The sequence below is a fragment of the Corallococcus praedator genome, from assembly GCF_003612125.1.
Lineage (GTDB): Bacteria > Myxococcota > Myxococcia > Myxococcales > Myxococcaceae > Corallococcus > Corallococcus praedator.
In genome coordinates this window covers 1-382 of sequence record NZ_RAWI01001470.1, presented here as the reverse complement: position 1 = coordinate 382, position 382 = coordinate 1, and the positions used below count along the sequence as shown (strand labels likewise).

Sequence of the window (382 nt, the reverse complement as noted above, 5' to 3'; positions counted from 1 at the left end):
CTGCAGGGTGCCGCGGTGACCGCGGTCAAGATCGACGGCGTGCTGCACGAGTTCAGCAGCCTCGCCGGCGTGCGCGAGGATGTGACCGACATGGTCCTCAACATCAAGCAGATCGCCGTGCGCATGCAGGGCGATCAGCCCAAGCGTGTTCACCTGTCGGCGACTGGTCCCGGTCCCGCGACCGCGGGCCAGATCGCGGTCACCGGCGACATGGAGATCATGAACCCCGACCTCGTCATCTGCACCCTCGACGAGGGCGCGACGCTCAACATGGAGCTGACCATCGAAGCCGGGAAGGGCTATGTTCCCGCTTCGCAGAACCGCCCCGCCGACGCGCCCATCGGCCTCGTGCCCGTCGACGCGCTCTATTCGCCGGTGCGCC

The 382-nt window shown here is 67.8% G+C and carries 1 pseudogene; it reads left to right on the top strand.

Features of this window, described 5'->3' with window-relative positions:
- Positions 1-15: 15 nt before the first annotated feature.
- Positions 16-382 (top strand): annotated as a pseudogene (locus D7Y13_RS44935) (DNA-directed RNA polymerase subunit alpha); the annotation flags it as partial.